This window comes from Pseudomonas sp. RC4D1 (genome assembly GCF_018390395.1).
GTDB lineage: Bacteria > Pseudomonadota > Gammaproteobacteria > Pseudomonadales > Pseudomonadaceae > Aquipseudomonas > Aquipseudomonas danubii.
In genome coordinates this window covers 1,377,695-1,401,777 of the sequence record NZ_JAHBAW010000002.1, presented here as the reverse complement: position 1 = coordinate 1,401,777, position 24,083 = coordinate 1,377,695, and the positions used below count along the sequence as shown (strand labels likewise).

Genomic DNA, 24,083 nt, shown 5'->3' with positions numbered 1-24,083 from the left:
CATTGTCTACGGGTAATTTGGATTTTGAACAGTTCCGGGTCTTCCTGGAAAAAGCCTGTGGTATTTTGCTCGGGGAAAACAAGCAATATCTTGTCTCGAGCCGTCTCAACAAACTGATGGAACAGCAAGGCATCAAAACCTTGGGTGAGCTGGTTCAGCGGATTCAGACCCAGCCGCGCAGCGGATTGCGCGAGATGGTGGTGGATGCGATGACGACCAACGAAACCTTGTGGTTTCGTGACACCTATCCCTTCGAAGTATTGAAGAACAAGGTGCTTCCCGAAGCCATCAAGGCCAGCCCCAATCAGCGCTTGCGGATCTGGTCGGCGGCATGCTCGTCGGGGCAGGAGCCCTATTCCTTGTCGATGTCCATCGATGAGTTCGAGCGCAGCAACATGGGCCAGTTGAAGATGGGGGTGCAGATTGTTGCTACCGATCTGTCCGGGACCATGCTCAATAACTGCAAGACCGGCGAATACGACAGCTTGGCCATCGGCCGTGGTTTGTCGGCCGAGCGCCTGCAGCGCTACTTTGACCCTAAAGGGCCGGGGCGCTGGGTGGTCAAGGCGCCGATCAAGAGCCGGGTGGAGTTTCGCTCGTTCAACCTGCTGGACAGTTACGCCAGCCTTGGCAAGTTCGACATCGTGTTCTGTCGCAATGTGCTGATCTACTTCTCGGCTGAGGTCAAGAAGGACATCCTGATGCGCATTCACAGCACGCTGAAGCCTGGTGGTTACCTGTTCCTGGGCGCTTCCGAAGCGCTCAATGGTCTGCCGGATCATTATCAGATGGTGCAATGCAGCCCTGGAATCATCTACCAGGCGAAATGATGGGCGGTTGCAGCAATAGAAAAGGAGGCCTCAGGGCCTCCTTTTTTGTGGGTGCCATTTTATCGGGTGGCCGGGCGAAAAGCGGCAGGTCGATTGCCGCTTTGCCGGCGTTTCGCGGAAATCCATTGCCGCTTTTCTGGCATTGCCGCCTTGCCGCTGCCGTAGAAGCCTTGATTTATGGGGGTCTTTGACTTGGCACGTAGCTTGCTAAGTCAAGGTTACGAAAAATCAGGTCACCCAAAGGTTTCCGACATGAGCATCAGCTTCGATAAAGCGCTCGGTATTCACGAACAAGCTCTTGGCTTTCGCGCCAAGCGTGCCGAAGTGCTGGCCAACAACATCGCCAACGCCGACACCCCGAACTACAAGGCTCGGGATCTGGATTTCTCCGCTGTGCTCGCCGAGCAGAACGAAAAGGTCAAGAGCGGCAGCTTCGCGTTGAACATGACCAACACCCGGCATATCGAAGCCCAGGGCCTGAGCAGTGGCGCCGAATCGCTGCTGTATCGCACGCCGATGCAACCCTCGATCGACCAGAACACCGTGGATGCCCAGTTGGAGCAATCGAGCTACGCACAGAACTCGGTGGACTTCCAAGCCAGCTTCACGCTGCTCAACAGCAAATTCAAAGGGCTGGTTGCAGCCCTGCGCGGAGAGTAATCCATGTCCCTTGCCAGTGTTTTCAATATTGCCGGTAGTGGCATGAGCGCTCAGACCACTCGTCTGAACACCGTCGCCAGTAACATCGCCAACGCCGAGAGCGTGTCGTCGAGCATCGACCAGACTTACCGCGCTCGTCATCCGGTGTTTGCCACCATGTTCCAGGGCGCCCAGAGCGGTGGCAGCGATTCGCTGTTCCAGAACCAGGATGCTGCAGGCCAAGGTGTTCAGGTGCTGGGCGTGGTGGAAGACCAGAGCAATCTGGAAGCTCGCTACGAACCGAATCATCCGGCTGCAGATGCCAAGGGCTACGTCTTCTACCCCAATGTCAACGTGGTGGAAGAAATGGCCGACATGATTTCCGCCAGTCGCTCGTTCCAGACCAACGCTGAAATGATGAATACCGCCAAAACCATGATGCAGAAGGTCCTGACCCTGGGTCAGTGATAAGGGGCGAAGCCAATGAGCGTTACTGATACCACCAGCGGTCCGTCCCTCAAGGATGTACTGGCCAACTCGTCGAAGAAGACCGCGAACACCACCAGCGCCGATGGCCTGGCGGCAGCGACGAACAGCGCCACCGGCAAGCAGGCCCTGGGCAAGGACGCGTTCCTCAAGTTGCTGGTGACCCAGCTGAACAACCAGAACCCGCTGGATCCACAGGACAACAGTGCGTTCGTTGCCCAGTTGGCGCAGTTCTCCACCCTGGAAGGGATCACGACCCTTAATACCTCGGTGAACTCCATCACTGGCAATTACAAGTCGTCTCAGGCTCTGCAGGCTTCGTCCCTGGTAGGTCGCTCGGTGATCGTCCAGTCCGGCACCACACAGGTTGACACCAGCAAGAGCATGACCGGTTCGGTGACCGTTCCGTCCAGCGTCAGCTCGGTCAAGGTGACCATCACCGACAAGGATGGCAACACCGTCAAGACCATCGACATGGGCAGCCAGAAGGCCGGCAACGCCAGTTTTGTCTGGGATGGCACCATGACCGATGGCACCAAGGCGGCCCCGGGTAACTACACCTTCAAGGCCAGCACCACCATTGATGGCAAGGGCACTGACCTGATCACCTACCTGCCGGCGACGGTCAACAGCGTCACTATCAGCCAGACCGGCGGAGAGTTGATGCTGAACCTGGCAGGGATGAGCAGCCCGATTGCCCTGTCCAAAGTACAAACCATTGGTATCTAGAGCCGACTAACCGGCACAAGGAGTGGAATATGTCTTTCAATATCGGCCTTAGCGGTCTCTACGCTGCCAACAAACAGCTGGACGTCACCGGTAACAACATCGCCAACGTCGCAACCACCGGTTTCAAGTCTTCCCGCGCAGAATTCTCCGACGTTTACTCGGCCACCAAGCTGGGCAGCGGTACTCAGGTGATTGGTAACGGCGTACGCCTGTCCAACGTTTCTCAGCAGTTCACTAACGGTGATATCAACAACACCGGCAACGTGCTGGACATGGGCATTCAGGGGCAGGGCTTCTTCGTGCTCAGCACCAATGGCTCGCTGACCTACACCCGTGCCGGTACCTTCAAGACCGACAAGGAAGGCTTCATCACCAACAGTGATGGCACTGCGCGCCTGCAAGGTTATGCCGTAGATGCCAACGGCAAGATCATCAACGGTGTACTGACCGACCTGCGGATCGATACCTCGAACCTGGCGCCCAAGCCAACCGACTCGATCTCCTCGACGATCAACCTGAACTCCGATTCGACTCCGATCAATGTGGCCTCGACCGCTCCGGCCTATGTGTTCAATCCGACCGACAACACCACCTACACCAAGTCGTTCAGTACCCCGGTGTATGACTCTCAGGGCAACAAGCACGTCATGGATCAGTACATGATCAAGACGCCGAACCCCAATGAGTGGCAAACCTACACGCTGATTGATGGTCGCAACCCGGACGGTACTGCATTCACCATGGCCAACCAGTCGCCGATCACCATGACGTTCGACTCGTCGGGCAAGCTCAGCACCATTACCCCGCCAGCTGCGCCAGGGACTACGCCGTACACCATAGCCGGCAACAAAATTGTCATGTCGGCTGCCGCCTGGACTCCGGGTACCGTCACCAATGGCGTATTCGCCCCTAACGGCGCCAAGCCTGCGGCGAACGGTGTCAGCATCGACATGACCAAAACCGGTTCGGTGTTCGGCGAAAGCACTCGCTCGATCATCGCGCAGAACGGCTATTCCACTGGCCAGATCAGCAGCCTGACCATCGATGGCACCGGTGTGATGCTGGCCAACTTCAGCAACGAGCAGACCAAGGCGATCGGTCAGATTTCCCTGGCCAGCTTCACCAACGAGCAAGGTCTGCAGCCGGTAGGCGGCACTCAGTGGAAAGAGACCTACTCGTCCGGTATTCCAGGTTATGACGCACCGAAGACCGGCACCCTGGGAGCGATCCAATCCAACTCCCTGGAAGAGTCCAACGTCAACCTGACCAACGAGCTGGTGAACCTGATCAAGGCGCAGAGCAACTATCAGGCGAACGCCAAGACCATCTCCACTCAGAGCACCATCATGCAGACCATCATCCAGATGACCTGATACCGGTTCGCTTGAGCGCTACACAAAAAGCCCCTCGATGAGGGGCTTTTTCATGCCTGTTTGCTGCCATCCAGTTCCTTTATTGGTGGTGGGTTCGTAGGCGTGCGCTGGTGGGGGGGCTTTGCAGGCGTGCAAGCTTGTATCGCAGGTGGCTGGCTTGTTGTCGGGGCTGGCTTGCCAGTGAAGGCGTCCTTGAGGCTTGCGCACGCTTGGATGGTGAGGCTTGTTCATTGCTAAGCCGGCTTCTACAGCTTTGTTGCGGGCAAAAGAAAACCCCCGATAAGCCGCAGGCCTATCGGGGGTTGGCACAGGCGCCATGGGCGCCTGTCAGCTCAGCTTATTGGCAAGCTTCGCAATCCGGCTCGTCGATGGCGCAAGCCTTCGGCACTGGAGCAGGGCCGGCAGGCGCTGCGAGGACCGAGTCGTCACCGTGGTTGCCGCCGCTGGAGACAGCGTTCAGCTTGCCGGTGTTGATGGTCGACTTCTCGGTGCTGGTAGCGGCCAGGGCACGGAGGTAGTAAGTGGTTTTCAGGCCACGGTACCAAGCCATGCGGTAGGTCACGTCCAGCTTCTTGCCCGAGGCGCCGGCGATGTACAGGTTCAGCGACTGAGCCTGGTCGATCCACTTCTGGCGACGGCTGGCAGCGTCGACGATCCACTTGGTTTCCACTTCGAAGGCGGTCGCGTAGAGCTCTTTGAGTTCTTGCGGGATGCGCTCGATCTGTTGCACCGAACCGTCGTAGTACTTCAGGTCGTTGATCATCACCGAGTCCCACAGACCGCGAGCCTTGAGGTCGCGAACCAGGTACGGGTTGATCACGGTGAATTCGCCCGACAGGTTCGATTTCACGTAGAGGTTCTGGTAGGTCGGTTCGATCGACTGCGATACGCCGGTGATGTTGGCGATGGTCGCGGTCGGTGCGATGGCCATGATGTTGGAGTTACGAATGCCTTTCTGCACGCGGGCACGAACCGGTGCCCAGTCCAGGGTTTCGTTGAGGTCCACATCGATGTACTTCTGGCCGCGAGCCTCGATCAGGATCTGTTGCGAGTCCAGCGGCAGGATGCCTTTGGACCACAGCGAGCCCTGGAACGTCTCGTAGGCGCCGCGCTCGTCGGCCAGGTCGCAGGAAGCCTGGATCGCGTAGTAGCTGACCGCTTCCATGGACTTGTCGGCGAACTCGACGGCAGCGTCGGAACCGTAGGCGATGTGCTGCAGGTACAAAGCGTCCTGGAAGCCCATGATGCCCAGGCCCACTGGACGGTGCTTGAAGTTGGAGTTCTTCGCTTGCGGCACCGAGTAGTAGTTGATGTCGATCACGTTATCGAGCATGCGCACGGCGGTGTTCACGGTGCGTTCCAGCTTGGCGGTGTCCAGCTTGCCGTTGACGATGTGGTTCGGCAGGTTGATCGAGCCCAGGTTGCAGACGGCGATCTCGTCCTTGTTAGTGTTCAGGGTGATCTCGGTGCACAGGTTCGAGCTGTGGACCACGCCCACGTGCTGCTGCGGGCTGCGCAGGTTGCACGGGTCTTTGAAAGTCAGCCATGGGTGGCCGGTTTCAAACAGCATGGAGAGCATCTTGCGCCACAGGTCTTTGGCCTGGATGGTCTTGAACAGCTTGATCTTGCCAGGGTACTCGGTCAGGGCTTCGTAGTACTCGTAGCGCTCTTCGAAGGCCTTGCCGGTCAGGTCGTGCAGGTCCGGTACTTCGGACGGCGAGAACAGGGTCCACTTGCCGTCATCGAAGACGCGCTTCATGAACAGGTCCGGGATCCAGTTGGCGGTGTTCATGTCGTGGGTACGACGACGATCATCACCGGTGTTCTTACGCAGCTCGATGAACTCTTCGATGTCCATGTGCCAGGTTTCCAGGTAGGCACAGACAGCGCCCTTGCGCTTGCCACCCTGGTTCACGGCTACAGCGGTGTCGTTGACCACTTTCAGGAAGGGGACGACGCCCTGGGACTTGCCGTTGGTGCCCTTGATGTAGGAACCCAGTGCACGTACCGGAGTCCAGTCGTTGCCCAGGCCGCCGGCGAATTTCGACAGCATGGCGTTGTCGTGGATGGCGCCGTAGATGCCCGACAGGTCGTCCGGGACGGTGGTCAGGTAGCAGCTCGACAGCTGTGGACGCAGGGTACCGGCGTTGAACAGGGTCGGGGTCGAGGCCATGTAGTCGAAGGACGACAGCAGGTTGTAGAACTCGATGGCACGGTCTTCGCGTTGTTTCTCTTCGATTGCCAGGCCCATGGCCACGCGCATGAAGAAGATCTGCGGCAGTTCGAAGCGGATACCGTCCTTGTGGATGAAGTAACGGTCGTACAGGGTTTGCAGGCCCAGGTAGGTGAACTGCTGGTCGCGCTCGTGGTTGATCGCCTTGCCGAGTTTCTCCAGGTCGAACTCAGCCAGCACCGGGTTCAGCAATTCGAACTCGATACCCTTGGCGACGTAGGCCGGCAGTGCCTTGGCGTACAGGTCGGCCATTTCGTGATGGGTGGCGCTCTCGGCGACCTCGAGGAAACCCAGGCCTTCGGCGCGCAGGGTGTCCATCAGCAGGCGGGCGGTGACGAACGAGTAGTTCGGCTCGCGCTCGACCAGGGTGCGGGCGGTCATCACCAGGGCGGTGTTGACGTCTTTCAGGGCCACGCCGTCGTAGAGGTTCTTCAGGGTTTCGCGCTGGATCAGGTCGCCATCGACTTCTTCCAGGCCTTCGCAGGCTTCGCTGACGATGGTGTTCAGGCGGCCCATGTCCAGAGGAGCGAAGCTGCCATCGGCGCGGGTGATGCGGATCGAAGGGTGGGCTTGTACCGTCTCTTCGCCGCTGGAGCGAGTGGCACGTTCCTTGGCGCGGGAGTCACGGTAGATCACGTAGTCGCGGGCAACTTTCTGCTCGCCGGCGCGCATCAGGGCCAGTTCGACCTGGTCCTGGATCTCTTCGATGTGGATGGTGCCGCCCGAAGGCATGCGACGCTTGAAGGTCGCGGTGACCTGTTCGGTCAGGCGCGCCACGGTGTCGTGGATTCGCGACGAGGCAGCGGCAGTGCCGCCTTCAACTGCGAGGAACGCTTTGGTGATAGCGACGGTGATCTTGTCATCGGTGTAAGCAACGACAGTGCCGTTTCGCTTGATCACGCGCAATTGGCCAGGGGCGGTAGCAGACAGATCCAGGTTGGAATCGGCGGCCTGCGGCGCATTGGCCTGCGGGTTCTCGCGAGTTGTGTCGGTTTGCATGGGTGTCTCCACGTTCTCTATGTTTGTTTGGGCACCAATGAGGTGCCCACCGTTCCGTCCTGAAGCACTACAGCCGGCAGAGGCCGGGCATAACGACTTCGGGACAGTTCAGGAAGGGGGCTATTGGCGCCGCTTCCATGCCGAAGTCATGGTGTCGAGCCTGGGCTCGGCACCTTATTCCTGGTGGGTGACAGTCTTGTTGCTGCAACACCCGTACCGCTTTCTCCTGGACAGGGTGGAAAACGATGCCATCCGCACGCGCGGTCTTGGTCTTCTGAAACAGCGATTGGTTCCACCAAACGGGGCAAGAAAAGGGCTTGAGTTTCTTGTCTGAAGTGTGTTTGGTTTTTTGCGTAAAACCCTAGATATAGGTGTTTTTGGCCGGCGGGCTACAAGATAATGCGTTTTGGGGGCTGATTGCAACGTGCTGCCTGTGGATAAGGTTGTGCGTAAATTGTGTATGGGCTGGGTAAAACTCGCGCAGGCCGCAGTCCTAGTGCATGGAACCATTTGTCACTGTTTTTTACCGCCTGAAATTGCCTTGGGCGGATTTTTGCGGGCGCGAACCCTATCACAAAAAATCCCCCTGACCGAGTCGTTTTAGTCGCTTGTGTGGGGGCCGATCCCGGTTGCTACAATCCGTCGCGGTCCATGAGTTGCTGGCGACGTTTTCCATGGCCGGTTATCCGTCTTTTTCATGACAAAAAGACGGGTGCTTTCTTTCCAGTGAATGCTGGCAATAAAAAAGAGGTCGAGCGTGGAGCAAGAAGCCTGGCAGGTACTGATTGTCGAGGATGACCAGCGTCTGGCTGAGTTGACCCGTGAATATCTCGAGAGTAACGGCCTGCAGGTGGCCATCGAGGGCAACGGCGCCCGGGCTGCCGCCAGGATCATTGCCGAGCAGCCAGACCTGGTGATTCTCGACCTGATGCTGCCCGGTGAAGACGGCCTGAGTATCTGTCGCAAGGTTCGGGCTCGCTATGACGGGCCAATCCTCATGCTCACCGCCCGTACCGATGACATGGATCAGGTCATGGGCCTGGACCTGGGGGCCGATGACTACGTCTGCAAGCCGGTACGCCCACGGTTGTTGCTGGCGCGGATCCAGGCCTTGCTGCGGCGCAGCGAAGCAGCGGAGCCTGCCCAGGAGAAAACCCGGCGCCTGCAATTTGGTCCTCTGGTGGTGGACAACGCCCTGCGTGAAGCCTGGCTGAGCGATGTCGGCATCGAGTTGACCAGCGCCGAGTTCGATCTGTTGTGGCTGCTGGTGGTGAATGCGGGGCGGATACTGTCCCGTGAGGAGATCTTCACCGCTCTGCGCGGCATAGGTTATGACGGCCAGGACCGTTCCATCGATGTGCGCATCTCGCGCATCCGGCCCAAGATCGGCGACGACCCGGAGCACCCGCGACTGATCAAGACCATTCGCAGCAAGGGCTATCTGTTCGTTCCTGAAGCCGCCGCCGACTTGCCCTCGTGAACTCCATCTTCCTGCGGATCTATGGCGGCATGTGCGCCGCGCTGATCCTGGTGGCGCTGCTGGGGGTGCTGGCTCTGCACCTGCTCAACGAGGTGCGCAGCGAGCAGTACCGCGAACGACTGGCCCACGGCACCTTCTCGCTGATGGCGGATAACCTCAAGCCCATGAGCGAGATCGAGCGTCGCCGCGCCCTGGCCGTGTGGGAGCGGCTGTTGGGGATTCCCCTGAGCCTGAAGACCTTCAACCAGACCGACCTGGACAGCAGCCAGCGTGGCCGGGTGCTGCGCGGGCAGGCGCTGGTGGAGCAGATCGGGCCCTTTGCCGCCCGGGTCTATCGCCTGGTCAGCGAGAAGGAGCAGTTGCTGCTCAGTGCCGAAGTGCAACAGATCAGCGAGCAACTGGCCCGGGCAACCATCTATCTGCTGGCGGACGAACTGGTACGGTATCCGGTGGCGGAGCAGCCTGAGCGCCTGGCGGCATTGAAGAAGGCCAAGGGGTTTGGTTTCGATATGCACCTGTCCACCCTGGATGCCGCCGATATGGATGAGGACCAGCGCCGACGGGTGGCCGAGGGCGATACGGTGATGGCCCTGGGCAAGGGCGGTGATTCGATCCGGGTATTTGCGGGGTTGGTGGGGACGCCCTGGGTGCTGGAAATCGGCCCTCTGTATCAGATGAACCCTTATCCGCCGCAATGGCTGGTGCTGATTGCCGTGCTCGGCCTGAGCTTGATCGGCCTGATCGTCTATTTATTGGTACGCCAACTGGAGCGACGTCTCAGCGGCCTGGAATCGGCAGCCACGAAAATTGCCAAGGGCAGCCTGGAAACTCGCGTGCCGGCTCGTGGTGTGGATTCGGTGGGGCGCCTGGCGGCTGCATTCAACGGCATGGCCGAGCATTTGCAACGCTTGTTGGCGATCCAGCGCGAACTGGTGCGGGCGGTCTCTCATGAGTTGCGTACACCAGTGGCTCGGTTGCGTTTTGGTCTGGAGATGATTGCTTCGGCAAGTACCGATCAGGCGCGACAGAAGTACCTGGATGGTATGGATCACGATATTCAGGACCTGGATCGTCTGGTGGACGAGATGCTCACCTATGCCCGCCTGGAACAGGGCTCGCCGGCCTTGAACTTCCAGCGTATCGACCTGGATGCCCTGATTAACCAAGTGATCAGCGAACTGGCACCCTTGCGGGCCAACCTCAAGGTCCAGCGTGGGCTGTGCCTGTCCGACGCCGAGTGCGACGGGGCCTGGGTCGAGGCCGAGCCGCGCTATCTGCACCGGGCGCTGCAGAATCTGGTGAGCAATGCCATGCGCCATGCGGAATCCCAGGTCACTGTCAGTTATCAGGTGGGCCAGTTGCGCTGTCGGGTGGATGTGGAGGATGACGGTCCCGGCGTGCCGGAAAGTGCCTGGGAAAAGATCTTCACGCCTTTTCTGCGCCTGGATGACAGTCGTACCCGGGCTTCCGGCGGTCATGGGCTGGGGCTGTCGATCGTGCGGCGAATCATCCACTGGCACGACGGTCGGGCCCTGATCAGCCAGAGCAAGAGCCTCGGGGGTGCCTGCTTCAGCCTCAGCTGGCCCCGACAGCAGGAGCCCCGCTGAGGATTGTCGGCGGGGCGGCCTTGATGGCGATCAGACTGAGCAACTGGTTGTCCTCGACCACGAACTGCCCCTGTAGCTCACTGCCGTGGTGCCATTCATCGCTCAGGTCCGTCAGTAGGCGCACTCGGACCTGACCCTCTATAGACCACTCCAGTACTTCGGCGTGTTCGAAGTAGAAGTTTTTGTGCACCAATGGATACAGGGTCTTGTACAGGCTTTCCTTGATCGAGAAGGTCAGGGTCACCGCCAGGGCGTGCAACGCGGGGGGCAACAGGTCCCGACGTTGCAGTTCCGCCGGCGTGAGGATCTGCTCAGCCAGATTGGCCGCGCGCTCATTGCTCAGCAGCTTTTCCAGGTCTATTCCCAAGGCTCGCCAGTGCTGTTTGTCGGCGACGATGGCGGCGGCGCGGCCGGTGCCGTGGGTAATGGAACCGCAGATATGCTCGGGCCAGATCGGCGCCCGGTCGGCACCGATCGGAGGAACCCAATCCACATTCTGCAGTTGCCACAGGGCGGCCCGGGCACACAGGCGTCCGGCCAGGAATTCGGCCTGGCGCTTGGCCACCGAGCGCTGGATGCTGGGCGGCGCTTCAATGCCGCTGCGCTGGAAATCATCCGCGGCCAATTGCCCGGGATCGAACCGAGTGCTCAGCCAAAGGGTATGGGGCAAGGCCTCCGGCAGGGGCCAGGAGGCATCCAGAGAGGTACAGCAAGCGGGGAGAGGGGGGAGTGCATTCATGGCCGCTAGTTTGCCGGGTTGAAGAGTTCGAGGGTAGCGGTGTGTGGTGCAGAGAGGGGACTCCGAAAGCTGGGCGAGAGCGTTGTGCAGGTTGAAATGCCTCAAGACAGCTAGATGGATCTGGTTCAGGCGAGGTTAAGAGTGTGTTCAGGGGGAGTTCAGGGCGGGCTGTTTACTCTAGCCCCGTACCCAAAAAGCCAATAGCGCAAAGGAAACTTCCTATGACTTCATTGAAAAAACTGATCCTGGCCTTTACCGTTCTCGGCGCCAGCGCCGCCGTCCAAGCCGCTGACAGTAACTTCGCCAGCCTGACCTACGGCCAGACCAGCGACAAGGTTAAAAAATCCAGCCAGCTCAACAGCAATCTCGGGCATCCGAACGCCGATGGTGTGATCGGCAAGGACAACACCTGGGGTGTGCGTTTCGGTCAACAGAATGACCAGGGCCGTTACTACGCCACTTACGATTACGTTTCCGGCTCTCACAATGGCATTAAACTGCGTCAGCAAAATCTGCTGGGCAGTTACGATATGTTCCTGCCGGTGACCAGCAGCACCAAGCTGTTTGGCGGTGCTACCGCCGGCTTGACCAAGCTGACCCAGGAATCCCCGGGCTTCAGCCGCGATAGCGACATCGGTTATGCGGTGGGAGTGCAGGCGGGTGTCCTGCAGCAGGTTTCACAAAACACCTCGGTGGAGCTCGGCTACCGTTACCTGCGCAGCAATGCCGGGACCGAGATGAGCGAGCGGGGCGGCAGCAAGCAAGGTTCCTTGAGCCTTACCAGCAGTGCCCAGACTTATCTGTCGGCCAACTACGCTTTCTGATAAGCGGCCTGGCCTGAACCGCGCCGGACTGTGCCTTGGGCACGGTCCGGCGCTGGCGCATTGATCGTCAGGGCGCAGGGGCGCCCTTGGAGATGTCGAATTTTGCCTGGGAGAGCGTTATGAAGTTGCTGGTCGTCGAAGATGAGGCGCTGTTGCGCCATCACCTGCAAACCCGCCTCACCGACAGTGGCCATGTGGTCGAGTCCGTGGCGAACGCCGAGGAGGCGTTGTATCAGACCGAGCAGTTCAATCACGACCTGGCGGTGATCGACCTGGGGTTGCCTGGCATGGGCGGACTGGATCTGATCCGTCAGTTACGTGCCCGTGGCAAGACGTTTCCGATCCTCATCCTCACCGCCCGCGGCAATTGGCAGGACAAGGTCGAAGGCCTGGCCGCCGGTGCCGACGACTATGTGGTCAAGCCGTTTCAGTTCGAAGAGCTGGATGCACGGCTCAATGCGTTGCTGCGGCGTTCCAGCGGTTTTACCCAGTCCACCATCATTGCCGGCCCTTTGCTGCTGGACCTGAATCGCAAGCAGGCGTCCATGGATGATCAACCCCTGGCCCTGACCGCCTACGAATACCGGATCCTCGAGTACCTGATGCGCCATCACCAGCAGGTGGTGGCCAAGGACCGGCTGATGGAGCAGTTGTACCCGGACGATGACGAGCGTGATCCGAACGTCATCGAGGTGCTGGTGGGGCGGCTGCGGCGCAAGCTGGAGGGGCCGTCGGGCTTCAAGCCGATTGATACGGTGCGCGGCCTGGGCTATCTGTTCAACGAGCGCTGCCGATGATTCGATCGCTGCGGCTGCGGCTGATGCTGGCGGCGACCACCCTGGCGGTGCTGTTCATGCTGGCGTTGCTGCCGGCCATGCAGGGGGCCTTCAGCCTGGCGCTGCAGGACTCCATCGAGCAGCGCCTGGCTTCCGACGTCACCACCCTGATTTCGGCGGCGCGGATTGAAAACAACCGCCTGCAGATGCCCGCACAACTGCCGGACGAGCGCTTCAATCTCGCCGACAGTCGCTTGCTGGGCTACATCTATGACCGAGAGGGGCATCTGGTCTGGCGCTCCCGGGCCACCCAGGAAGAGAACATCAATTACCGGCCGCGGTACGACGGGCGCGGTAACGAGTTCGCCAGAATCCGTGAAGCCAATGGCCAGGAGTTCTTCGTCTACGACGTCGAGATCAAGTTGTTGGGGGGCAAGAACGCGGCTTTCAGTATCGTTGCACTGCAACCGGTGCGTGAGTACCAGCAGACTCTGGAAGGGGTCAGGGAAAACCTCTATCTGGGCTTTGGTGCGGCGTTGCTGGTGCTGCTGGCATTGCTCTGGCTGGGGTTGACCTGGGGTTTGCAGGCCCTGCGACGCTTGAGCCAGGAATTGGACCAGATCGAGAGCGGTACCCGCCAAAGCCTCAGTGAGGAGCATCCGCGGGAGCTGTTGCGCCTGACCGGCTCCTTGAACCGCCTGCTGCAAAGCGAGCGCGAGCAGCGTAGCCGCTACCGGGACTCCCTGGATGACCTGGCCCACAGCCTGAAAACCCCGTTGACGGTGTTGCAAGGGGTCAGCGAGGACATGGCGCAACGGCCTCAGGATCGGGAGCAGGCCTGGGTCCTGCAGACGCAGATCGAGCGCATGAGCCAGCAGATCAGCTACCAGTTGCAGCGTGCCAGCCTGCGCAAGAGTGGCCTGGTGCGCCATCAGGTGCGTCTGCGGCCGGTGCTGCAAAGCCTGTGCGACACACTGGACAAGGTCTATCGCGACAAGCAGGTGCGCGTGTCCTTCGATTTGCCCGAGCGCTGCTATGTGCCGATCGAGCACGGGGCCTTGCTGGAATTGCTTGGCAACCTGCTGGAGAACGCCTACCGCCTGTGCCTGAGCTCGGTACGCATCAGTGTGCGCGAGACTCTGGATGGTTCAGAGCTGTGCGTGGAGGACGACGGCCCTGGTGTGCCACCTGATCAGCGGGCACGGATTCTCCAGCGTGGCGAGCGTCTTGATCGCCAGCACCCAGGGCAGGGCATAGGCCTGGCTGTGGTCAAGGACATCATCGAGAGTTATGGCGCGCAGTTGACCCTGGGGGATTCAGCCTTGGGCGGTGCGGCCTTCAGGATTCACTTCCCGGCCCTGTAAAGGGCGCTTTGGCTACTGCTCCCGGGCGCGATAGGCGCCTGGGGTCAGGCCAGTCCATTTCTTGAATGCCCGATGAAAGGCCGAGGGTTCGGAAAAGCCCAATTGCTCGGCGATCTGTTGCAATGACAGGTCAGCCCGCCCCAGGTGGTAGATGGCGATGTCACGGCGCAGTTCATCCTTGAGTGCCTGAAAGCTCGAACCTTCTTCGCGCAAATGGCGACGCAATGTCTGCGGGCTGACGTGCAGGTGCTGGGCAACGCTTTCCAGGTCGGGCCAGCGCTCCCGGTCACGGCTGAGCAGATGCCGCAACTGGCTGCTGAGGCTGTCGCCCTGGTCCGGGCGTGACAGCAGGTCGGCGGGGGAACGCTCGAGGAAATGCTTGAGGGTACGTTCATCCTGTAGCAGCGGCATGCCCAGGTAGCGACTGTGGAACAACAGGCTGCTGTGTTCCTGGCTGAACAGCAGTGGGCAGGGGAACAGCAAATCGTATTCTGCGCCGTGTTCGGGTTTCGGGTAGCTGAAGCAGGCTTGTTCAAGACGTATGCGCTGGCCGATTAGCCAACTGCCCAGGCGATGCCAGATCACCAGCAGGCTTTCGCTAAGAAAGTGCTCTGGGTCCCATAGCTCAGAATCATCCAGGCTCAGGCGGGCCATTTCCCCTTCACGCGTCAGGCGAAGGCGCGGTGCTTGCGCAAACAGGCTGTAAAACAACAAACCGCGATTGAGCGCTTTTTCCAAGGTGCGGCAGTGGATCAGCGCGTGGCACATCATGGCGAAGGTTCCGCGTTTGCTGGGGGCCTGGCCGAAGCCCAGGTACTCATCGTCCAATGCCAGCCACAGTTGCTGCAGCAAACTGGTGAATTGTTCGGGGGCGATGCGTGCCTTGGGCTGGCTCAGCAGTTCGGGGCTGATGCCCAGCTGCTGCAGAAGCGGCCCGTAATCGTAGCCGCGACGACGTGCACCGCCTAAGGCGGCACGGGCAAAGTGGCTGGCGATGGTGCGTTCGCGCATGAAGGCTGGTCCGTCCATTGAGTGGCGGATGTTAGCCAGCCCCCTATGAGGGAACAAGGCGGATATCCGCCAAATTGTAGGACGAGACTCGGCGAATGGGCGGAAATCCGCCAGCGGCGCCGGGTGCAGTGGAAGCCAAGATCGGCCTGTCCCCCTGATGTCTAAAGGCCTGTAGGGCTTTTTTACAAGGTGGCACGGGCTTTGCGATAGAGCCGGAAGATCTGCCAGCACGCAGTTCGACACAACAAATCCCTCCAGCGCAGGAGGGTTCGCACTTTAGGCACCGCATGCATCGACGGAAGCTGTATGCCGGGGCTCTTGAGGAACTTTGCAATGACGACTCGTCAGCCACTGTACAAATCCCTGTATTTCCAGGTGATCGTTGCCATCGCCATCGGCATCCTGCTCGGTCACTTCTATCCTCAGACCGGCGTGGCCCTCAAGCCCCTGGGTGATGGGTTCATCAAACTGATCAAGATGGTCATTGCGCCGATCATTTTCTGCACCGTGGTGAGTGGTATCGCCGGCATGCAGAACATGAAATCGGTGGGCAAGACTGGCGGCTACGCGCTGCTGTACTTCGAAATCGTCTCCACCATTGCCCTGCTGATCGGCCTGATCGTGGTCAATGTGGTGCAGCCGGGTGCTGGCATGCACATCGATGCCTCGACCCTGGATGCTTCAAAAGTCGCTGCCTATGTGACTGCGGGCAATGACCAGAGCATTGTCGGCTTTATCCTCAACGTGATCCCGTCGACCATCGTGGGTGCCTTCGCCAACGGCGACATCCTGCAAGTGCTGATGTTCTCGGTGATCTTCGGTTTCGCCCTGCATCGCCTGGGTGCCTACGGCAAGCCGGTGCTGGACTTCATCGACCGCTTCGCCCACGTGATGTTCAACATCATCAACATGATCATGAAGCTGGCGCCCCTGGGTGCGCTGGGTGCCATGGCCTTCACCATCGGTGCCTACGGCGTCGGCTCCCTGGTGCAACTGGGCCAGTTGATGATCTGCTTCTACATCACTTGCGTGGTATTCGTGCTGGTGATCCTGGGGGGCATCTGCCGCGCCCACGGCTTCAGCGTGATCAAGCTGATCCGCTATATCCGCGAAGAGCTGCTGATCGTGCTGGGTACCTCGTCTTCGGAATCGGCCCTGCCACGCATGCTGATCAAGATGGAGCGCCTGGGTGCCAAGAAGTCGGTGGTCGGCCTGGTGATTCCTACCGGTTACTCCTTCAACCTGGACGGTACCTCGATCTACCTGACCATGGCGGCGGTGTTCATTGCCCAGGCAACTGACACCCACATGGACATCACTCACCAGATCACCCTGCTGCTGGTGCTGCTGCTGTCCTCCAAAGGTGCTGCTGGTGTGACTGGCAGTGGCTTCATCGTTCTGGCCGCCACCCTGTCGGCTGTGGGTCACCTGCCGGTGGCCGGTCTGGCGCTGATTCTGGGTATCGACCGCTTCATGTCCGAAGCCCGTGCCCTGACCAACCTGGTGGGCAACGCCGTGGCTACCCTGGTCGTTGCCAAGTGGGTCAAGGAACTGGATGAAGACAAACTGCAGGTCGAGCTGGCGTCTGGTGGTCGTGCGATCATCGACACCCGTGAAACCGACGATCTGGGTGTGGCTGAAGGCCCGGCACCGAGCATCAAGTAAGTCTTGCTGAATATAAGAAACCCGCTACGGCGGGTTTTTTATTGCCTGGAGATTGAGCACAACGGTCAGTCCGGCTGACCGTTGTGGTAATTGTTGCGCTGCTCGCGGCTGCCTACTCTGAAGCAATCGATCAAGAGGAGAGGGCACATGCAAGGGCCGTTGGCGTCACTCAAGGTACTGGATTTCTCCACCCTGTTGCCGGGGCCGTTCGCCTCGCTGCTGCTGGCGGACATGGGGGCCGAGGTACTGCGCATCGAGTCGCCAACCCGCATGGACCTGCTGCGGGTGCTGCCGCCCCACGACCACGGTGTATCCGCCAGTCACGCCTATCTCAACCGCAACAAGCGCAGCCTGGCCCTGGACCTCAAGCGGCCCGAGGCGCTGGAGGTGATCCGGCAACTGCTGCAGGACCACGACATCGTTCTCGAACAGTTTCGCCCGGGCGTGATGGAGCGCCTGGGGTTGGGGTACGAGGCCTTGAAGGCGATCAACCCGCGGCTGATCTACGTCTCCATTACCGGTTATGGCCAGACCGGACCCTACAAGGACCGCGCCGGGCACGATATCAACTACCTGGCCCTGGCCGGGCTGGCCAGCCAGACCGGGCGTCGCGACCAGGGCCCGCTGCCTCTGGGCATCCAGGCGGCGGATATTGCCGGGGGCTCGCTGCACGGTGTGATCGGCCTGCTGGCGGCAGTGATCGCCCGGCAGCATAGCGGCCAGGGCCAGCACCTGGATATCAGCATGACCGATTGCGTGTTCAGCCTGAACGCCATGGCCGGAGCCGGTTACCTGGCCTGCGGGGTAGAGCCGGGGATGGAACAGCAGGTGCTCAATGGTGGCAGCTTCTACGACTACTACCGCAGCCGGGATGGTCGTTGGCTATCGGTGGGCAGCCTGGAGCCGGTGTTCATGCAGCAGTTGTGTCAGGCCCTGGGGCGGCCGGAACTGGCGGTCCAGGGCTTGTCTCCCATGCCCGAGCAGCAAAGGGCCCTCAAGCAGGCCTTGCAGATCGAGTTCGAGAAACATGACTTTGCCGAGCTGTGCCAGTTGTTCGCCGGGCTCGACGCTTGTGTCGAACCAGTGCTCAGCCTGGCCGAGGCGGTGGAGCACCCCCAATTGCAGGCTCGGCAACTGCTGAGCCAGGTCCCCCGGGAAGACGGTAGCCTCCAGACCCAGATGGCATGTCCGCTGAAATTCTCCGACGGTTTGCCCGAACCGCGGCATATCGGCGCCAGGCTGGGCGCCCATTCCGATCAGGTGCTGGCGGAGCTTGGCTACAGCGCTGAACGTATCGAGGAACTGCGACGCAGCCAGGTCATTGCTTAGGCGTCGGCCTGCCGGCGAAGCGCGTTGACGCCATCACTCGACCCGGGTTTCGCCGCTGTACACCAGGGTGTGCCGACAGCGTCGGCACAGGTAGCGACGTCCCTGGGCCACCAGCTTGTGGCGTTGCGCCGAAAACGGAAAATCGCTTTCGGCGCAGGGGCAGCGGTAGATGTAGCGGGTCACGCTGCGGCGTTTGACTTCATAAGTGTGGCAACGATTGGGCGGCAGTTCATACACCCCACGCATGATCAGTTGCCACTCCTCACCGTGGGGCTGAATGCGTTCGCCAAACAACTGATGAGCGATCAGGTGCGCGACTTCGTGGGCCACGGTCTGCTTGAGAAAGTCTTCGCTGTTTTCCCGGTACAGCTGGGGATTGAAGCGCAGCAGGTTTTCGTGCAAGTGGGCAACGCCGGCTTTCTGGCCTCGTAATTTGAGGCTGACCACCGGGCGTTTGAAAGGACGTTTGAAAAAGGATTCAGCGAGTAGGAAACAGTCTTCGACGCGGGTATTGAGTTGCTCGGGCATGCTTAACGGCTCTCCAGAGCGGCTGAGTATGCCGCAAAGAGCGGCTAATCCGAATCGCCCAGGCGCCGAATGGTCGCAGGAGCGCCCATTAAGAAGGCCGCCTTGCGGCGGCCTGTGTTGGCAGATGGAGGATTATTATTGGTGCGGCGTCAGTTGGTGTACACGGGGCCGACGCCCAGGCCCCAGACAATCACGGTGAAGGCCATGATCGCTACCAGCACCACCAGTCCTACCGCCAGGACCGAGCTGGAAAACAGGAATCCTTCGTCCGATGGGATGTTCATGAAGGTCGGTAGCCCGACGTAGAGCAGGTACACCGTGTAGCAGATCGCCGCCGTGCCGACGATCATCCCCAGCCACATATGCGGATACAGCGCCGCCAGGCCGCCGACGAACAGCGGTGTTGCGGTGTAGGTGGCAAAGGCGACGCAGCGCGCCAGGCTCGGGTTGGCGTCATAGGTCCGGGCCATCCAGTGGATGAAAGCACCCATAACCGCCACGCCGCCAAGCATGGCCAGGTAAGACATGATGGTCATCCACAGGGCGCTTTCCATGGTCAGCATCACCGGCGCGCGGTTGCCAATGACCCAGCCGACCTGGGTGGTGCCGATAAAGGCTGAGATAGCGGGGATCGCCGCCAGAATCAGCGTGTGGGTCAGGTACATGTGGCTGATGCTTTCTTCTGCATCGCCACGGATTTCTCGCCATTCCTGATCGGGGTGGGTGAAGAGTCCTACGACATGATGAATCATGGTCAGTCACTCCTTTCATTGTTGCCATCGCCCCCCAACGGAGCGCTTACAGCCAAGTGGCACAGTCAGTATAGGTCTATATATGCATGCGACCTTATGTCGCAGTATAGGGAGGAGTTTTCGTCAGATGTGCGCACCTTTAGAGCAAATCGCGCTGTAAAACCCCAGGGTAATCGCTGTCCTGTCTGTCAGCGCGGCCCCGGGGGGCGCTACGTTTCGACGCTTTCAAGGGGACGGGGTTTTTGCGTAAAATATTCGGCTTTTCGTCACATACCTCGCGGATTCCAAGCGCCATGGGCACTCTTACGGTCAACCAGAACAAACTGCAGAAACGCCTTCGCCGACTGGCGGGCGAAGCGGTCGCCGATTTCAACATGATCGAAGAGGGCGACAAGGTCATGGTCTGCCTGTCCGGCGGCAAGGACAGCTACACCATGCTCGACGTGCTGTTGCACCTGCAGAAGGTGGCGCCGATCAAGTTCGAGATCGTCGCGGTGAACATGGACCAGAAGCAACCCGGTTTTCCCGAGCATGTACTGCCGGCCTACCTCAAGGAATTGGGGATCGAGTACCACATCGTCGAGAAAGACACTTACTCGGTGGTCAAGGAGCTGATCCCGGAAGGCAAGACCACCTGCTCGCTGTGCTCGCGCCTGCGTCGTGGCACCCTGTACACCTTCGCCGACGAGATCGGCGCCACCAAGATGGCCCTCGGTCACCATCGTGACGACATCGTCGAGACCTTCTTCCTCAACATGTTCTACAACGGTTCGCTCAAGGCCATGCCGCCCAAGCTGCTGGCCGATGACGGGCGCAATGTGGTGATCCGCCCGCTGGCCTACTGCAGCGAGAAGGACATTCAGGCCTACTCCGATCTCAAGCAATTCCCGATCATTCCCTGCAACCTCTGCGGTTCCCAGGAGAACCTGCAGCGTCAAGTGGTCAAGGAGATGCTCCAGGACTGGGAGCGCAAGAGCCCGGGGCGTACTGAGAGCATTTTCCGCGGCCTGCAGAACGTGATCCCTTCGCAACTGGCGGATCGCAATCTGTTCGACTTCGCCAGCCTGCGCATTGACGACAGCGCCACGCCGCGTTTCGTCAACGTGGTCAATCTCTGATCCGCACTCGCTGAGTCTTTATCGTCATGCCGGTTGCTATCCGGCGTGGCGAGGGGGCTTCAGTCCTCGAGAGCCTGAGGAATGAAAGCAACACTGCCCTCGGCTTTTCTTTTCGCCAGCCGTTCACCGTTGGTCGGCAGCGTGCGCACCAGTTGATGATCCTTGCCCAGGTAGCCGAGCATCAACGGTTCATTCTCACGCTGTTGCACCAGGATCAGCGTGCGCTGGGGGTCCCAATGCTGGCCGCTGGTCCTGTCCAGCCAGGCCATGAAGTCTGCGCTGGTGCCAGAGCGCGGGAAGTCCTGGGTTTCGGCGACGTAGTAGAAGGGCGCTCCCTGATTCTGCAGGTACAGCGGCACTTTGTTATCCACCTCGACCATCACCATCCGCCATTGATGCCAGGGGGCAATCCGGCTTGCTTCGGCCCTGACCTGCGTGCCGAACTGGATGACACCGCCTCCGCCGTTGCTCCAGGGGTAGGCCACCCCCAGCACCAGCAGCAGAACCACCGCTGCGCTGGCAAAGCCTATGGCCCAGCCGCGTTCGCTGGGCTTGCCGCTGGCGCGTCGTTGGAGCAGGTGGCGGTTCAGCCACCAGGCCCCTAACAGCTGGGCGAACGGCACCAGAGGCAGGACGTAATAGCTGCGCCGACTGCCACTGGCAGTGAAGAACAGGAACAACAAACCCAGGGCCCAGACCAGCCAGCGCTCATTGGGTTGTAGCTGGCGCCAGTGACGCGCCGCTACCCAGAGGCCGAGTACCCAGCAGGGTGCCCAGGGCAAGGTGTAGGCCGGCAGGTAGATCAGGTAGGTATAGATCGGTCCGATATGGTCGAAAGGATCGAAGAAGCGTTGCACATTCTCCCGGAATACCAGGCTCAGCCCGCTTTCAGCGTAGGTCGGGGCGCCATACAGGTGCGAGAGCACGAACGGCACCATGTACAGCAGGGCAGCCATCAGCACCGCCAGGCACAGGCGCGGATTGAGGTGACGCTTCCAGCGTTCCTGGTTCAGCAAGTGTGGCAGCAGGATCAGCCCCGGCAGGACGAAACCGATCAGTCCCTTGAGCAGCGAAGTCGCCGCCAACAGCAGGAAGAACAGGCAATAGCGACTCAAGCGAGTGTCTTCTGGCCCTCGCCAGTACCACCACACTGCTGCCAAGACCCCGCACACGGTGAGAATGTCCGCGGTGGCCACCCGGGCCCAGAATGCAAAGTAGAAGGTGGTGGCCAGCATCCAGCCGGCGATCAGCCCTGTGCCCTTGTGAAACAATTGCTCGCCAAGCAGGTATACCAGCCAGATGCTCAGCCACCCGGCGAGCACCGAGGACAGCCGCAGCGACCAGTGCCCCAGGCCCCCGGTCAGCCAGGCGCTGGCGGTGATCAACCAGTAGGACGGCAGGGGTTTGTCGTAATAGGGAGCGCCCTTGAGGTAGGGGTCGAAGTAGTCGCCACTCTGCAGCATCTGCAAGGCAATGTTGGCCCAGCGGGTTTCCGCCCCCCACAGCTCACGGGAGCCCAGGCCGAGCAGCAGGATCAGGGCGCTGACGCCCAGAAGCAGGATCAGATCCTTGCGTTCGCTATTGCAGATTTTCATGGGTGGGTTTGCGCAGGCCGGGTGGTGGAAGGAAAGGACCAGGAATGCCAGCGCCGATGGTGGTCGACGCTGACGCTCTCAGGCAGGCGTTTGGGCAGCTTGGTCAGGGTTGAGTAGCCGGCAGGATCAGGATCAGCATGTTGCCTTGCTCGTAGCGCTTGCCGCCCGGCGGCAGCAGGGCGACTTCTTCGTTCTCCAGTACGTCCTTGACCCGCATCACCACACCCACCGATCCCTGTTTGCGTGCGTCGCTGATCCATTGGCCAACGTCGGCCATGCTGACCTTGCGCTGGGTCGATTCAGGGTAGGCCAGGCCGTATTTCAGTTCGCCCTCGGTGTTGTACAGAGCCACGTCCGGGCGTTGCAGGCGCCAGGCCAGTGCTGAGGCCGCCCCCAGGTCGTTGCTCAGCAGGCTGCCGGTCTGCTGGAGTTGCGCAAGGTGTTCCTTGATGAACTGGTCCGGCATCTTGTTGTGCACGATCAAGCCGGGCATTCCCGCAGGCAGCAGCGCTACCAGCAGCCAGATGCCCAGGGCCGGTGCTGCCCAGTAGTTGAGAGGCCTGGAGGCCGGCAGCAGGTTGGCGATGATCCAGCCCATGAGCATGATGAACACCAGGGACAGGCTGAGCATTTCGTCGTGGTCGTACACCGGGCGGGTGATCTGGATCACCACCAGCGCCACTAATGCAGCGAAGCCGATCAGTAGGTTGAGCAGACTGTTGAGGCGAACAGTTCGGGCCTTGCCTGCACTGATCCACTGGATCAGTGCATGGCCCATGAGCACGGCCAAGGGCAGCAGGCAGGGCATGATGTAGGTCGGCAGCTTGCCGCGGCTCAGGCTGAAGAACGCCAGCGGCAGCAGCAACCACAACAGCAGGTAACCGGTGGCCGCCTGGTGCTTGTCCTTCCAGGCCTGAATCAGGGTGCCTGGCAGCAAGGCCGCCCAGGGCAGGCTCGAAACCACCAGCAACGGCAGGTAGAACCACCAGGGGCGAGTGTGCTGCGCATTGTCGGCGGCAAAGCGGCGGATATGCTCATGCCAGAAGAAAAACCGCCAGAAATCGGGTTCATGGGCATGAATGCTCAAGACCCAGGGCAGGCTGATGGCAATCGCCACCAGCACGGCCACCAGGCCAAAGCGCAGCAACTCGCCGAAACGTCGTTGCCAGAGCATGTAGGGCAGGGCGATCAGTACCGGCAGCAGCCAGGCCAGGAAGCCCTTGGTCATGAAACCCATGCCGCAGGCGGCGCCCAAGGTGCCCCAGGCCAGCAAGCGACCGCCTGGTGTCTGGCTGTCCAGGGCGAACCAGAGCGCCACCAGACTGAGGTTGACCCATAAGGTGAATTGGGGATCGAGATTGGAGTACCCGGCTTGCCCGGCGATCAGACCGAAGCTCATGTAAAGCAGGGCGGCGGCAAAACTCTTGCGCGGGTCGTTCCAGATCCGGCGAGTGATCAGGTAAGCCAGCAGTACGCTCAGGCCGGTGCTCAGGGCCGAGGCAACACGCACGCCGAACAGGTTGTCACCGAACAGTGCCTGGCCGATGGCGATCATCCAGTAGCCGGCAATGGGTTTTTCGAAGTAACGGATGCCCATGAAGTGCGGGGACACCCAATCCCCGCGAAGCAGCATCTCCTGGCTGATCTGTGCATAGCGGGTTTCATCCGGAATCCACAGGCCGTGGCTGGTCAGCGGCAGCAGGTAGAACAGGGCGAAGGCCAGCAGCAAGGAGGCTAGTGCCCAGCGCTGGATGTCGCTGGTTGTACTCCCGCCCACGGTATAGCCGGAAGGCGTGATGCTTGTTCCATTAGCCTGCGGCGGTAAAGTGCGCTGCATTTGTGTCCTCTGAGTCATGTGTTGAAAACGGTGCTTCGCTACATTCATCAGGTATGAGTGATGAACTGTAAAATGTTGTCGAGTGCCCGGGGTTCTCAAGGTTTAAAAATATACTTGGCTTCGCCTGTTTGATAGACCTTGTTGTAAGTGAGAGGGGCGCTCTCTTGGT

Annotated in this window: 20 protein-coding genes; 13 read left to right on the top strand and 7 right to left on the bottom strand. The window is 60.3% G+C overall.

Annotated elements, in window-relative coordinates:
• Positions 1–2: 2 nt before the first annotated feature.
• The 5 genes from cheR to flgE all read left to right on the top strand — a co-directional run bounded on the left by cheR (position 3) and on the right by flgE (position 4,057).
• Entirely contained in the window at positions 3–830 is an 828-nt protein-coding gene (cheR, locus tag KHO49_RS21960) for a protein-glutamate O-methyltransferase CheR (protein WP_011062744.1), read from the top strand.
• Between the two features lie 252 nt (positions 831–1,082).
• On the top strand, positions 1,083–1,490 hold the full coding sequence (gene flgB, locus KHO49_RS21955; protein WP_110594740.1) for a flagellar basal body rod protein FlgB: 408 nt from the start codon (positions 1,083–1,085) through the stop codon (positions 1,488–1,490).
• Between the two features lie 3 nt (positions 1,491–1,493).
• Positions 1,494–1,937 carry a flagellar basal body rod protein FlgC gene (flgC, locus tag KHO49_RS21950; RefSeq protein WP_102860709.1) on the top strand — a complete coding sequence of 148 codons (444 nt, stop codon included), beginning with the start codon at positions 1,494–1,496 and terminating at the stop codon, positions 1,935–1,937.
• A gap of 15 nt (positions 1,938–1,952) precedes the next feature.
• Positions 1,953–2,684: a flagellar hook assembly protein FlgD gene (flgD, locus tag KHO49_RS21945; RefSeq protein ID WP_102860710.1), complete on the top strand. Its 732-nt coding sequence runs from the start codon at positions 1,953–1,955 to the stop codon at positions 2,682–2,684.
• Positions 2,685–2,713: 29 nt separating this feature from the next.
• A complete protein-coding gene (gene flgE, locus KHO49_RS21940; protein WP_110594738.1) occupies positions 2,714–4,057 on the top strand; it encodes a flagellar hook protein FlgE in 1,344 nt (447 codons plus the stop codon).
• A 337-nt stretch (positions 4,058–4,394) separates the two neighbouring features.
• Here the strand turns inward: flgE and KHO49_RS21935 are convergent, their stop codons facing one another.
• The gene (locus KHO49_RS21935; RefSeq protein ID WP_213665820.1) at positions 4,395–7,289 is read right to left on the bottom strand and encodes a ribonucleoside-diphosphate reductase subunit alpha; all 2,895 of its coding nucleotides are present in this window, start codon (positions 7,287–7,289) and stop codon (positions 4,395–4,397) included.
• Between the two features lie 757 nt (positions 7,290–8,046).
• On the opposite strand from KHO49_RS21935, the gene KHO49_RS21930 reads away from it, so the two are divergent.
• Both KHO49_RS21930 and KHO49_RS21925 read left to right on the top strand, forming a co-directional pair.
• On the top strand, positions 8,047–8,769 hold the full coding sequence (locus tag KHO49_RS21930) for a response regulator (RefSeq protein WP_102880580.1): 723 nt from the start codon (positions 8,047–8,049) through the stop codon (positions 8,767–8,769).
• Positions 8,766–10,376: an ATP-binding protein gene (locus KHO49_RS21925; protein WP_110594736.1), complete on the top strand. Its 1,611-nt coding sequence runs from the start codon at positions 8,766–8,768 to the stop codon at positions 10,374–10,376. Before KHO49_RS21930 ends, KHO49_RS21925 begins: the two co-directional genes overlap by 4 nt.
• Here KHO49_RS21925 and KHO49_RS21920 read toward each other — a convergent pair.
• A complete protein-coding gene (locus KHO49_RS21920) occupies positions 10,345–11,115 on the bottom strand; it encodes a 4'-phosphopantetheinyl transferase family protein (protein ID WP_213665819.1) in 771 nt (256 codons plus the stop codon). The two genes, KHO49_RS21925 and KHO49_RS21920, sit on opposite strands and share 32 nt — an antisense overlap.
• Before the next feature lie 221 nt (positions 11,116–11,336).
• Here KHO49_RS21920 and KHO49_RS21915 point away from each other — a divergent pair, with 221 nt between their 5' ends.
• The 3 genes from KHO49_RS21915 to KHO49_RS21905 all read left to right on the top strand — a co-directional run bounded on the left by KHO49_RS21915 (position 11,337) and on the right by KHO49_RS21905 (position 14,079).
• The gene (locus KHO49_RS21915) at positions 11,337–11,939 is read left to right on the top strand and encodes a hypothetical protein (protein WP_102860716.1); all 603 of its coding nucleotides are present in this window, start codon (positions 11,337–11,339) and stop codon (positions 11,937–11,939) included.
• A 119-nt stretch (positions 11,940–12,058) separates the two neighbouring features.
• The gene (locus KHO49_RS21910) at positions 12,059–12,736 is read left to right on the top strand and encodes a response regulator (RefSeq protein WP_102880577.1); all 678 of its coding nucleotides are present in this window, start codon (positions 12,059–12,061) and stop codon (positions 12,734–12,736) included.
• Positions 12,733–14,079, top strand: coding sequence for an ATP-binding protein (locus KHO49_RS21905; RefSeq protein WP_102880576.1), 1,347 nt, complete (start codon positions 12,733–12,735; stop codon positions 14,077–14,079). The genes KHO49_RS21910 and KHO49_RS21905 overlap by 4 nt, the downstream gene beginning before the upstream one ends.
• A 12-nt stretch (positions 14,080–14,091) precedes the next feature.
• Here the strand turns inward: KHO49_RS21905 and KHO49_RS21900 are convergent, their stop codons facing one another.
• Positions 14,092–15,090 carry an AraC family transcriptional regulator gene (locus KHO49_RS21900; RefSeq protein WP_213665818.1) on the bottom strand — a complete coding sequence of 333 codons (999 nt, stop codon included), beginning with the start codon at positions 15,088–15,090 and terminating at the stop codon, positions 14,092–14,094.
• A 333-nt stretch (positions 15,091–15,423) separates the two neighbouring features.
• On the opposite strand from KHO49_RS21900, the gene KHO49_RS21895 reads away from it, so the two are divergent.
• Both KHO49_RS21895 and KHO49_RS21890 read left to right on the top strand, forming a co-directional pair.
• The gene (locus tag KHO49_RS21895) at positions 15,424–16,755 is read left to right on the top strand and encodes a dicarboxylate/amino acid:cation symporter (protein WP_102880574.1); all 1,332 of its coding nucleotides are present in this window, start codon (positions 15,424–15,426) and stop codon (positions 16,753–16,755) included.
• A 147-nt stretch (positions 16,756–16,902) separates the two neighbouring features.
• Positions 16,903–18,084 carry a CaiB/BaiF CoA transferase family protein gene (locus tag KHO49_RS21890; protein WP_213665817.1) on the top strand — a complete coding sequence of 394 codons (1,182 nt, stop codon included), beginning with the start codon at positions 16,903–16,905 and terminating at the stop codon, positions 18,082–18,084.
• A gap of 33 nt (positions 18,085–18,117) precedes the next feature.
• Here the strand turns inward: KHO49_RS21890 and KHO49_RS21885 are convergent, their stop codons facing one another.
• Both KHO49_RS21885 and KHO49_RS21880 read right to left on the bottom strand, forming a co-directional pair.
• The gene (locus KHO49_RS21885) at positions 18,118–18,612 is read right to left on the bottom strand and encodes a SprT family zinc-dependent metalloprotease (RefSeq protein ID WP_102880572.1); all 495 of its coding nucleotides are present in this window, start codon (positions 18,610–18,612) and stop codon (positions 18,118–18,120) included.
• A gap of 149 nt (positions 18,613–18,761) precedes the next feature.
• Complete coding sequence (locus KHO49_RS21880; RefSeq protein ID WP_102860723.1) at positions 18,762–19,364, bottom strand: Yip1 family protein; 603 nt, start codon at positions 19,362–19,364, stop codon at positions 18,762–18,764.
• Between the two features lie 293 nt (positions 19,365–19,657).
• Here KHO49_RS21880 and ttcA point away from each other — a divergent pair, with 293 nt between their 5' ends.
• Positions 19,658–20,482 (top strand): tRNA 2-thiocytidine(32) synthetase TtcA, encoded by an 825-nt coding sequence (gene ttcA / locus KHO49_RS21875; protein ID WP_110651466.1) that lies wholly within the window; start codon positions 19,658–19,660, stop codon positions 20,480–20,482.
• 59 nt (positions 20,483–20,541) lie between these two features.
• Here ttcA and KHO49_RS21870 read toward each other — a convergent pair whose 3' ends face one another.
• Both KHO49_RS21870 and arnT read right to left on the bottom strand, forming a co-directional pair.
• Complete coding sequence (locus KHO49_RS21870; protein WP_213665816.1) at positions 20,542–22,077, bottom strand: ArnT family glycosyltransferase; 1,536 nt, start codon at positions 22,075–22,077, stop codon at positions 20,542–20,544.
• A gap of 103 nt (positions 22,078–22,180) precedes the next feature.
• Positions 22,181–23,932: a lipid IV(A) 4-amino-4-deoxy-L-arabinosyltransferase gene (gene arnT, locus KHO49_RS21865; RefSeq protein ID WP_213665815.1), complete on the bottom strand. Its 1,752-nt coding sequence runs from the start codon at positions 23,930–23,932 to the stop codon at positions 22,181–22,183.
• Positions 23,933–24,083 lie beyond the last annotated feature (151 nt).

Coding starts and splice junctions, on each gene's coding strand:
- flgB (WP_110594740.1), top strand. CDS start 1,083: ATGAGCATCAGCTTCGATAAAGCGCTCGGTATTCACGAACAAGCTCTT.
- flgC (WP_102860709.1), top strand. CDS start 1,494: ATGTCCCTTGCCAGTGTTTTCAATATTGCCGGTAGTGGCATGAGCGCT.
- flgD (WP_102860710.1), top strand. CDS start 1,953: ATGAGCGTTACTGATACCACCAGCGGTCCGTCCCTCAAGGATGTACTG.
- flgE (WP_110594738.1), top strand. CDS start 2,714: ATGTCTTTCAATATCGGCCTTAGCGGTCTCTACGCTGCCAACAAACAG.
- KHO49_RS21935 (WP_213665820.1), bottom strand. CDS start 7,289: ATGCAAACCGACACAACTCGCGAGAACCCGCAGGCCAATGCGCCGCAG.
- KHO49_RS21920 (WP_213665819.1), bottom strand. CDS start 11,115: ATGAATGCACTCCCCCCTCTCCCCGCTTGCTGTACCTCTCTGGATGCC.
- KHO49_RS21915 (WP_102860716.1), top strand. CDS start 11,337: ATGACTTCATTGAAAAAACTGATCCTGGCCTTTACCGTTCTCGGCGCC.
- KHO49_RS21910 (WP_102880577.1), top strand. CDS start 12,059: ATGAAGTTGCTGGTCGTCGAAGATGAGGCGCTGTTGCGCCATCACCTG.
- KHO49_RS21905 (WP_102880576.1), top strand. CDS start 12,733: ATGATTCGATCGCTGCGGCTGCGGCTGATGCTGGCGGCGACCACCCTG.
- KHO49_RS21900 (WP_213665818.1), bottom strand. CDS start 15,090: ATGCGCGAACGCACCATCGCCAGCCACTTTGCCCGTGCCGCCTTAGGC.
- KHO49_RS21895 (WP_102880574.1), top strand. CDS start 15,424: ATGACGACTCGTCAGCCACTGTACAAATCCCTGTATTTCCAGGTGATC.
- KHO49_RS21890 (WP_213665817.1), top strand. CDS start 16,903: ATGCAAGGGCCGTTGGCGTCACTCAAGGTACTGGATTTCTCCACCCTG.
- KHO49_RS21885 (WP_102880572.1), bottom strand. CDS start 18,612: ATGCCCGAGCAACTCAATACCCGCGTCGAAGACTGTTTCCTACTCGCT.
- KHO49_RS21880 (WP_102860723.1), bottom strand. CDS start 19,364: ATGATTCATCATGTCGTAGGACTCTTCACCCACCCCGATCAGGAATGG.
- ttcA (WP_110651466.1), top strand. CDS start 19,658: ATGGGCACTCTTACGGTCAACCAGAACAAACTGCAGAAACGCCTTCGC.
- KHO49_RS21870 (WP_213665816.1), bottom strand. CDS start 22,077: ATGAAAATCTGCAATAGCGAACGCAAGGATCTGATCCTGCTTCTGGGC.
- arnT (WP_213665815.1), bottom strand. CDS start 23,932: ATGACTCAGAGGACACAAATGCAGCGCACTTTACCGCCGCAGGCTAAT.